Below are 9,135 nucleotides of genomic sequence, written 5' to 3'. Positions count from 1 at the left end.
GCTCAAGGAAGGCGAGATCGTGTTCTTCTCATGGATCATCTATGCGTCGCGCGCGGAGCGCGATCGCATCAATGCCGCCGTCATGAAGGACCCGCGCATTGCCTCCATGGACCCGGCCACCATGCCCTTCGACGCCAAGCGCATGTTCTGGGGTGGCTTCGAGAGCGTGGTGGAACTGGGCACGGGCGAGGGTGCAAGTGCGGGCGCCAGCGGCGCGCCGGCCTAGATCTGGTCAGCCGGGGCGGCAGGCGTGGTGCCCTGGCCGCGCTGGCGCAGCGCTTCGTACAGGCACACGCCGCTGGCCACGGACACGTTGAGGCTGGAGACGGCGCCCATCATGGGGATGCCGATCAGCTCGTCGCAGGTTTTGCGCGTGAGCTGGCGCATGCCGTCGCCTTCGGCGCCCAGCACCAGGGCCGTGGGGCCCGTGAGGTCCACCTCGTACAGGGTCTTGGGCGCATCGTCGCTGGTGCCGATGATCCAGATGTCGCGCTCCTTGAGCTCATTGAGCGTGCGCGCCAGGTTGGTGACCATGAAATAGGGCACGGTCTCGGCCGCGCCGCTGGCCACCTTGGCTACGGTGGCGTTCACGCCTACCGCATGGTCCTTGGGCGCAATCACCGCATGGGCGCCGGCGCCATCGGCCACGCGCAGGCAGGCCCCCAGGTTGTGCGGATCGGTCACGCCGTCCAGCACCAGCAGCAGCGGCTTGCTGATGCCGTCTGCCTCCAGCTGCTCCAGCAATTCGTCCAGCGAATGGACCTGGGCCACCGCCTCCACGCGCGCGGCCACGCCCTGGTGGCCATGGCTGCCAGCCAGCTTGGCAAGGCGTTCGCCGTCGGCCTCGATCAGCCGGACGCCGGCCGACTTGGCGCGGTCGAGGAACTGGCGCATGCGCGCATCGCGGCGCGTGGCCTCGTAGTAGACCTCGATGATGGATTGGGGCGCGGTCTTCATGCGCACGCCGACGGCGTGGAAGCCGAAGAGAACTTTGGGGGACGACATGGGGCGCAATTATCCCGCCAATTGAGCGGTGCCCCGGGCCCCGCCTTGCGAAGTCCGTCTGCGCGCAACGGCTCCTGTGGTTTTTACGTAGCCGCTACACTGCGCGGCTTGGCCGCCTTCCAGCAGCCCCTGCACATTGCGGCATGCACCGTAGCCACGGGCATGCCGCTTTGCATTTTTCCATCGCTTGAGTTTTTTCCTTTTCTTTGCCAACCATCATGCTCAAAGCCCTCTTCGCCCGGCTTGCCCGCACCAGCCTGGTCGGCCAGATCGCCATCAGCCTGGTCGCTGGCGGCCTGCTGGCCTGGCTCTGGCCCGAGGCCGCCCAGTCCGTGTCCCTGCTGGGCACGCTGTTCATCTCCGCCCTCAAGGCCGTGGCGCCCGTGCTGGTGCTGCTGCTGGTGGTCTCGGCCACCAGCAACCACCGGCCTGGCCAGGCCACGCAGATCCGCCCCATCCTGTGGCTGTATGTGCTGGGCACCTTTGCGGCGGCCGTGGTCGCCGTGGCGGCCAGCATGGCCTTCCCTTCCACCATCCAGTTCAAGGATGCCGCCCCGGCCCAGGGCGCGCCCGGGCGCATTGGCGAAGTGCTGATGGCCCTGGTGCAAAGCGCCTTCGACAACCCCGTGCGTGCGCTGATGAATGCCAACTACATCGGCATCCTCGCCTGGGCACTGGCCATGGGCATGGCCCTGCGCCATGCCTCGGAGTCCACGCGCACCGTGATGCAGGACCTGGGCCAGGCCATCACCCGCGTGATCCAGGGCGTGATCCGGCTGGCGCCGCTGGGCATCTTCGGCCTGGTGGCCGGCACCTTTGCCCAGTCGGGCCTGGAAAAGCTGTTGGACTACGCGCACCTGCTGGCCGTGCTGCTGGGCTGCATGCTCTTCGTGGCCCTGGTGGTGAACCCGCTCATCGTCTGGACACAGACGCGCCGCAACCCCTATCCGCTGGTACTGACCTGCCTGCGCGAGAGCGCGGTGACGGCCTTCTTCACGCGCAGCTCGGCCGCCAACATCCCGGTGAACCTGGCGCTGGCCCAGCGCCTGGGCCTGGATGAGGACACCTACAGCGTCTCCATCCCGCTGGGCGCGACCATCAACATGGCCGGCGCCGCCGTCACCATCAGCGTGCTCTCGCTGGCTGCGGCCCATACGCTGGGCATCGAGGTCGATCTGCTGACCGCCATCTTGCTGTGCGTGGTGTCCGCGGTCTGCGCCTGCGGCGCCTCGGGCGTGGCCGGCGGCTCGCTGCTGCTGATTCCGCTGGCCTGCAGCCTGTTCGGCATCTCCAACGATCTGGCCATGCAGGTGGTTGGCGTGGGCTTTGTGATCGGCGTGATCCAGGACTCGGCCGAAACCGCGCTGAACTCCTCGACCGACGTGATCTTCACGGCAGCTGCCTGCGAGGCAGCCGGCCGCCGTGAGGCGGTGGCGGCCTGAGAGCAACCCCTTGCTGGCGTCCGATCAGGCCGCCAGCGCCTGCCCCTCTTCGATGCTGGCAACGCGGCCGGCCTCGATGGTCACGCGGCGCTCGCAGCGCGCGGCGATGGCTCGGTCATGGGTGACCATGACCAGCGTCGTGCCGCGCTCGCGGTTGAGCGCGAACATCAGCTCCATGATGGTTTCGCCGGTCGCAAAGTCCAGGCTGCCCGTGGGCTCGTCGGCCAGCAGCACGGCGGGCTCGACCACGAAAGCGCGGGCCAGCGCCACACGCTGCTGCTCGCCGCCGGACAGCAGCTTGGGATAGTGGCCCAGGCGCTGTCCCAGGCCCACGCGCTCCAGCATCTCGGTGGCGCGGCGGCGGGCCTCGCGGCTGCCCGCCAGCTCCAGCGGCAGCATCACGTTCTCCAGCGCCGTCAGATTGCCCAGCAGCTGGAAACTCTGGAACACAAAGCCGAGCTTTTGCGCGCGCACGGCGGCGCGTGCATCCTCATCCAGCGCGAACATGTCCTGGCCCTGCAGCCGCACCGTGCCGCGCGTGGGCGTATCCAGGCCGGCAAGAATGGACAGCAGCGTGCTTTTGCCCGAGCCCGAGGCACCGACGATGGCCACGGTTTCCCTTGCGGAAAAACGCAGATCGATATCCCGCAGAATATCCAGTGTTCCGGTCGAATCGCTGACCGACTTGAAGACATGCTCGACTTCGATCAGGGGCTGGGCAGTGCTTTGTGACATGGAGGATGGGAAGACGATGCAAGACAAGCTGCGCGCAATGCGCCGACGCCGCCACTTTATATCGGCCGGCTTGGCCTTCGGCCTGCTGGGTACTTGGACGGCCACGTCCACGTGGGCAGCCGAGCCGGGCCCGCTGCTTGTGCTGGGCGACTCGCTCAGTGCCGAATACGGACTGGCCCGTGGCACGGGCTGGGTGGCACTGCTGCAAAAGCGCCTGCAGGAGAGCCCAAAGAATATGCCGCTGGTCAACGCCAGCGTGAGCGGCGAGACCACCTCGGGCGGCCGCTCTCGCCTGCCTGCCTTGCTCAAGCAGCACAAGCCATCGGTGGTGGTGATCGAATTGGGTGGCAACGATGCGCTGCGGGGTCTGCCGCTGCAAAGCACGCAGGGCAATCTGGACGCCATGGTGCGCGCGGCCCGGGATGCCGGAGCCAAGGTGCTGCTGGTGGGCATGCAGGTGCCGCCCAACTATGGCAGCGGCTATACGCGCCAGTTCGAGCAGTTGTTTGCCAAGGTGGCGCAGGAGCAGAAGGTGCCGCTGGTGCCCTTCCTGCTGGCCGGCATCGGTGATGCGGCCGATTCGGCCCAGTGGTTCCAGGCCGACCGCATCCACCCCACGGCCAAGGCCCAGCCGCGCATGCTGGACAACGTCTGGCCCCAGCTCAGCAAGCTGCTGCCCTGAGCTCAGGGCAGGCAGGGTGTCAGCTGCCGCGGCCTTCCTCGCCGGGACGGGCTGCTGCAGGAGATGCCTGCGCATTACCTTCTGAGCCGTCGCCCTCATGCTCGTCGGGTCTTTTTTCGGCCTTGGCTTTCTCCTTCTCTAGCTTCTTCTGCTTCTTGGCCAGTTCGCGCTGGCGTTTTTCATAGGCGTAATTGGGTGTCGCCACAGGTGGACTCCTCTGTTGTTGCAAGCCCCACTGTAGCCGCAAGACGGGGCATGCCAGGAAAACCTCAGGATATGGTGGGCGCAGGCACGGCGGAATCGCCCACGCTGCAACGGTATGCATGCCAACTGGCACAACCCAGCAAAGGCCCCACCAGCAGCAGGCCCGCGCCATACCACCACAGGGCAACCGCTACCAGCACGGTGATGATCGCGGCCCACAGCAGCATGACGGCCAGGTTCAGGCCGACCACGCGCATGCTGGTGATGCAGGCCGTGAGCGCATCGCTGCCCCTGTCCAGCATGGCCGGCAGCGCCACCACCATGCTGGCGAATACCAGGGCCGCGAATGCGCCGCCGACCAGCAGGTAAATGGCCAGGAATTCCCAGTTCTCGGGCCGCGCCACGGCCTGCAGCATGCCGGCCGTGGTGGGCATGCCGGTATCGAAGAACACGGCGAAGACCACCATGGAGGCGCGCGCCCAGAGCATCTCCAGCACCAGCAGCACCATGACCAGCATGCCCATGCTGCCCATCTGCGTGTCCCAGCAGGTCAGCGAGCTGCTCAGTTGGGGCGGCAAGCCCCGCTCCAGCCTGCGGCTGGTGTCGTACAGGCCCATGGCCAGGAAGGGGCCGATGAGCAGGCAGCCGCTGGCCATGGCCATGCTGTATTCCGGGCTGGCGCGGAACACCCAGCCGATCAGCAGGGCCATGGCCCAGAAGCACAGGCCGTAGAACAGCGCCACGCCGGGCGCACGCCGCAGATCGCGCCAGCCCAGGGCCAGCCAGCGCCAGGGATCGGCCATGCGCAGCAGTTGCACCTGCAGCATGCCCGCCGGGTTGTCGGAAGCTTTCTCGGGAGCGGGGGATGCCTGCATGCCTGGACCTCCTGGATCAGCGAGCCCAAAGTTATCGCAGCCATGGCACTGCTGCCATGGCGGAAACTACCGAGGCCCGCCCAGACGCCCAGGTCCGTGCCCAAGTCTGCACTCAGGCCTGGACCAGCTTGCCCGGCTGACCGGGCAGCACCTTCCAGGCCGCATCGCGCACAGCCTGGTATTGGCGGCTGAACACGGTGTCCACGTAGATCCACTCGGCCTGGCAGGCCTGCGGCGTGGCCGTGACGATCATGTAGCCACGGCGCGAGGTATCGCAGTACTTGAGCGTGGAGATGAACTGCAGCAGCGCGCCACGCAGCTGGGCCGGATCCTGGCCCGACAGGTATTCCTCGAAACCCGGCGAGCTGACGGACGAGGTGGCGAACTCCACGCCCACGGCCTGCCCGCTGCGGTCACGCAGTTCGCTGGCCCAGGCGTTGTGGGTGTCGCCCGCCAGCACGACCAGGTTCTTGCCCAGGCTGCGCGCCGTGGCCAGCACGGTCTCGCGTGCCACGGCGTAGCCGTCCCAGGCATCGAGGTTGTAGGGAATGCTGGGCTGGGCCAGGATGGCCTTTTCCGCCGCCGTCAGGCTGGCCGGGTTCGCCTGCGCCTTGGCCAGCAGCGCCGCGTAGGCTGGCAGCGAGACACCGCTGCCGGGGCTCAGGATGTCCATCAGCAAGGGCGCCGGCAGCTCCATGCGCCCCATCAGGACCTGCTGGCCCAGCACCTGCCAGGTAGCCTGCGAGGCCGCCAGCTGCTGGCCCAGCCACTGGGTCTGGGTGGCGCCCATGAGCTGGCGCGCAGGATTGGCCATGTCGGAGGTGAAGCGTGCCGCGTCCAGGCCCTGGGCGGTGAAGTAGTCGGCGTAGTCCAGTTGTTTGTCGCGGCCGATGACGCGCGTGTCCAGCATGTGCAGCGCCAGCAGGTCGCCGAAGGCGAAGCTGCGGCAGATGATCTCGGGCTGCGCGTTGCGCGTGGGCATCCACTCGTGATAGGCCTTGAGCGCGGCCACCTTGCGCAGTTCGAAATCGCCCTCGGTGGCCGGCTGGTGGTTTTCGGCGCCGTGCATCCAGGTGTCGTTGGAGACTTCGTGATCGTCCCAGACGGCGATCATGGGAGCCGCCGCATGCAGGGCCTGCAGGTCGGCATCGCTCTTGTACTGGGCATGGCGCTGGCGGTAGTCGGCCAGGCTGACGATTTCGTTGGCCGGCAGGCTCTGGCGCTGCATGGCTTCGGCCTTGCCATTGGCATAGCCTCCGCGTGCGTATTCATAGATGTAGTCGCCCAGGTGCACGGTGGCATCCAGGTCGCCCTGGCGCGCGGCATGCGCGTAGACGTTGAAGTAGCCCGCCGGGTAGTTGGCGCAGGAGAACACGGCCAGCTTGACCTGCTGCACGGCGCCCACGGGCAGGGTGCGCGTGCGGCCCGTGGCGCTGGTCATGCCCTGGCAGCGAAATCGGTAGTGGTAGCGCGTGGCGGGCTTGAGGCCCGTGGCGTCGGCCTTGAAGGTGAAGTCCTGGGTGGCGCGCGCCATGGCCTTGCCCGACACCACGATGGTCTTGAAGTCGGCGTCCGAGGCCAGCTCCCACTCCACCTCGATGTCGCTGGAATGGCCCTGGGGCGGCGTCACGCGGGTCCAGAGGATGACACGGTCGCTCAACGGGTCGCCGCTGGCCACGCCGTGGCGGAACTCGACGGGAATGCTGCTGTCGCCATCGGAGCCGCCGCAGCCGGCCAGTGGCAGCGCCAGGGCCGATGCGCCCATGCCGCGCACGAAATGGCGGCGGCTGGCCACGATGCCGGGCCCATTGGACGCGGTCTTCGCGTGCTGCAGGATATTGGTGATGCTCTCTTTGTGCTTCATGCTGGACCAGGGCCTGGAGGCCCCCGTGGGATGGTATGAAGCCAACGAGCATCGGTGTTGCCGGTGACAGGCGCATGTCACCGGCGCCTGGCGCTCAACTATGCGAACGCGGCGGCCAGGGCCTGCTCCAGGTCGGCACGCAGGTCCTGCACGGCCTCCAGGCCGATGGCAAAGCGCACCACGGTGCCGCTGCGCAGCTGGGGCGTGGGGCAGCTGCGCATGGACGGCAGCTCATAGGGCACTACCAGGCTGATGGGGCCGCCCCAGCTGTAGCCGATCTTGAACAGGCGCAGGCTGTCGCAGAAGCGGTCCACGGCCTGCTGGCCATGGCGCGGGTCGATGACCACGCTGAACAGGCCGGCCGCCACGCCCTCGCCGCCGCCGGCGGCTCCGCACAGGGCCTTCCAGTTCTCGTGGCCCGGAGCGCCCTCGAGCGCGGGATGCAGCACCTGAACCACGGCCGGCTGCTGTTGCAGCCAGCGCGCCAGCTCGCGCGCGGCGCGGTCCTGTGCGTGGTAGCGCAGCGCAATGCTGGGCAGCGAGCGCAGCACGGCCTCGGTGTCGTTGCCGCCCACGCCCAGGCCCAGCCGCATATGGGCCAGCTTGATGCGCATGTGCAGCGCCTGGTCGCGCGTGATGATGCTGCCCATGAGCACATCGCCGCCGCCGCTGGGGTACTTGGTGAGCGCATGGACCGTGGCGTCCACGCCCAGGCTGTGCGAGCCGTCGCCCAGCAGGTCGAAGGGATTGAAGGCCAGGCCCGCACCCCAGGTGTTGTCCAGCACGGTGGTGATGCCACGCGCGCGGCACAGGCGCACCATGGCGATGAGGTCAGGGAACTCCATGGTCACCGAGCCCGGCGCCTCCAGCCAGACCAAACGCGTCTTGGGCGTGATTTTGGATTCGAGGTCGGCAACATCCATGGCGTCGTAGCACTGGTGGCGCACGCCAAAATGGGCCAGCTCGCCCTCGCTCAGGGTCTTGTTGGGACCGTAGGCGTTGTCGGGCAGCAGCATCTCGTCGCCGGTGCGCAGCAGGGCCAGGGAGGTGGTGGCGATGGCCGCCAGGCCGCTGGGCACCAGCAGGCATTGCAGGCCGCCTTCCAGCGCGCTCAGGCGCTCTTCCAGCAAGAAGGTGGTGGGCGTGCCGTGCAGGCCGTAGGTGTAGCTGCTCTTGTCCAGCCACTGGCGGCGGCGCATGGCCGCCACGTTCTCGAAGATCACCGTCGAGGCCTTGTGCACCGGCGGCTGCGGCGCGACAAAGCCTTCGGGCGGCTGGTAGGGATGGTGGATGAGATGGGTGCTGATCTGCAGGTCGGGTGTGCTCATGCAGCGCATCTTATGCGCTGGGCAACGGCGTTCAGGCATAAAAAAACCAGGCGGACAAAGCGCCTGGTTTTCATTGGGGGAGCAAAGCCGGTGGCTGCGATCAGCTGGCCTTGATCTCCAGCATGTTGCTGACGTTGTTCACGCCCTTGACGGCCTTGGCAATGTCGCCGGCGCGCATCTTGAGCGCATCGCTGGGCACCGAGCCGGTCAGCGTGACGGCGCCGGCCTTGGTGTCCACGTCGATCTTGAGGGCGGAGATATCGGGTTCCTTGATCAGGTCGGCCTTGATCTGGGCGGTGATGCCTGCATCGTCGAGCGCGGCGCCTGCCTGGCTCATGGCGTTGGTGGTGGCCGTTTCGGCCTTCATCGCGCCTTCCTCGATCTTGGTGCCGGCGCTGCTCATGGCGTTGTCGATCTTCTGGCCGGCGCTTTGCGCAGCCTGCTGGGACTGCTGGACGGCGGAGTCGAGCTTCTGGCCTGCAGTGTCTTCGGTCTTGCCGCATGCGGCGAGGCCGAAGGCCAGGGCGGACACGGCGAGGATGTGGCAGCAGCGTTGGGTGATGAAAGTCATGCGGTTACTCCTTGAATAGTTGTGAGGCGGTCAACACAGGCCTCGACTTTATTTATGGCCCTGGGACAAACCCATACGACGCCGACGCAAGCGCCTGTAGGACAAGCCCGAACATCCCGGCACCATCCAGTTAGCATGACAATAGCGGCCATGCATTCCCTGGCGCGCTGGTTTCCCTTCCTGGCATGGCCCAAACCCTCGGCAGCCGTGCTGCGCGGGGAGTTCTGGGCAGGTCTCACCGTTGGTCTGATGCTTCTGCCCCAGGGCGTGGCCTATGCAGCGCTTGCCGGCATGCCGCTGATCACCGGCATTTACGCCTCCATCGTCCCTGCCCTGGTGGCCGTGATGTTCAGCGGCTCGCCGCGCCTGGGTGTGGGGCCCACGGCCTTGAGTGCACTGCTGATCGGCGCCTCCCTCACGGGCCTGGCC

General features: G+C 67.3%; 11 protein-coding genes. 4 read left to right on the top strand and 7 right to left on the bottom strand.

Annotated elements, in window-relative coordinates; translation table 11 throughout:
* On the top strand, nucleotides 1-226 hold a 226-nt coding region (locus JHD82_RS27925), incomplete at its 5' end, for a DUF1428 family protein (RefSeq protein WP_199140083.1).
* Here the strand turns inward: JHD82_RS27925 and rlmB are convergent.
* Nucleotides 223-1,005: a 23S rRNA (guanosine(2251)-2'-O)-methyltransferase RlmB gene (rlmB, locus tag JHD82_RS27920; protein WP_199140081.1), complete on the bottom strand. Its 783-nt coding sequence runs from the start codon at nucleotides 1,003-1,005 to the stop codon at nucleotides 223-225. The genes JHD82_RS27925 and rlmB overlap by 4 nt on opposite strands.
* Before the next feature lie 218 nt (nucleotides 1,006-1,223).
* On the opposite strand from rlmB, the gene sstT reads away from it, so the two are divergent.
* Complete coding sequence (gene sstT, locus JHD82_RS27915; RefSeq protein WP_043782088.1) at nucleotides 1,224-2,447, top strand: serine/threonine transporter SstT; 1,224 nt, start codon at nucleotides 1,224-1,226, stop codon at nucleotides 2,445-2,447.
* A 24-nt stretch (nucleotides 2,448-2,471) separates the two neighbouring features.
* Here the strand turns inward: sstT and JHD82_RS27910 are convergent, their stop codons facing one another.
* The gene (locus JHD82_RS27910; RefSeq protein WP_012205859.1) at nucleotides 2,472-3,182 is read right to left on the bottom strand and encodes an ABC transporter ATP-binding protein; all 711 of its coding nucleotides are present in this window, start codon (nucleotides 3,180-3,182) and stop codon (nucleotides 2,472-2,474) included.
* 16 nt (nucleotides 3,183-3,198) lie between these two features.
* On the opposite strand from JHD82_RS27910, the gene JHD82_RS27905 reads away from it, so the two are divergent.
* The gene (locus tag JHD82_RS27905) at nucleotides 3,199-3,864 is read left to right on the top strand and encodes an arylesterase (protein ID WP_199140079.1); all 666 of its coding nucleotides are present in this window, start codon (nucleotides 3,199-3,201) and stop codon (nucleotides 3,862-3,864) included.
* A gap of 19 nt (nucleotides 3,865-3,883) precedes the next feature.
* On the opposite strand, the gene JHD82_RS27900 is transcribed toward JHD82_RS27905, so the two are convergent.
* The 5 genes from JHD82_RS27900 to JHD82_RS27880 all read right to left on the bottom strand — a co-directional run bounded on the left by JHD82_RS27900 (nucleotide 3,884) and on the right by JHD82_RS27880 (nucleotide 8,706).
* Nucleotides 3,884-4,069 (bottom strand): hypothetical protein, encoded by a 186-nt coding sequence (locus JHD82_RS27900; RefSeq protein WP_199140077.1) that lies wholly within the window; start codon nucleotides 4,067-4,069, stop codon nucleotides 3,884-3,886.
* A 64-nt stretch (nucleotides 4,070-4,133) separates the two neighbouring features.
* Complete coding sequence (locus tag JHD82_RS27895) at nucleotides 4,134-4,943, bottom strand: DUF2189 domain-containing protein (RefSeq protein WP_199140075.1); 810 nt, start codon at nucleotides 4,941-4,943, stop codon at nucleotides 4,134-4,136.
* Between the two features lie 112 nt (nucleotides 4,944-5,055).
* Nucleotides 5,056-6,807 (bottom strand): alkaline phosphatase, encoded by a 1,752-nt coding sequence (locus JHD82_RS27890; RefSeq protein WP_199140073.1) that lies wholly within the window; start codon nucleotides 6,805-6,807, stop codon nucleotides 5,056-5,058.
* A gap of 98 nt (nucleotides 6,808-6,905) precedes the next feature.
* Nucleotides 6,906-8,135, bottom strand: a complete 1,230-nt coding sequence (locus JHD82_RS27885; protein ID WP_199140071.1) for a PLP-dependent transferase — start codon at nucleotides 8,133-8,135, stop codon at nucleotides 6,906-6,908.
* Nucleotides 8,136-8,235: 100 nt separating this feature from the next.
* Nucleotides 8,236-8,706, bottom strand: coding sequence for a BON domain-containing protein (locus JHD82_RS27880; protein ID WP_034394327.1), 471 nt, complete (start codon nucleotides 8,704-8,706; stop codon nucleotides 8,236-8,238).
* A gap of 150 nt (nucleotides 8,707-8,856) precedes the next feature.
* On the opposite strand from JHD82_RS27880, the gene JHD82_RS27875 reads away from it, so the two are divergent.
* On the top strand, nucleotides 8,857-9,135 hold a 279-nt coding region (locus JHD82_RS27875; protein ID WP_269848171.1), incomplete at its 3' end, for a SulP family inorganic anion transporter.

The sequence above is a fragment of the Delftia sp. ASV31 genome, from assembly GCF_016428765.1.
GTDB classification, from domain to species: Bacteria; Pseudomonadota; Gammaproteobacteria; order Burkholderiales; family Burkholderiaceae_C; genus Comamonas; species Comamonas acidovorans.
This window is presented reverse-complemented; position numbering and strand designations above follow the sequence as displayed.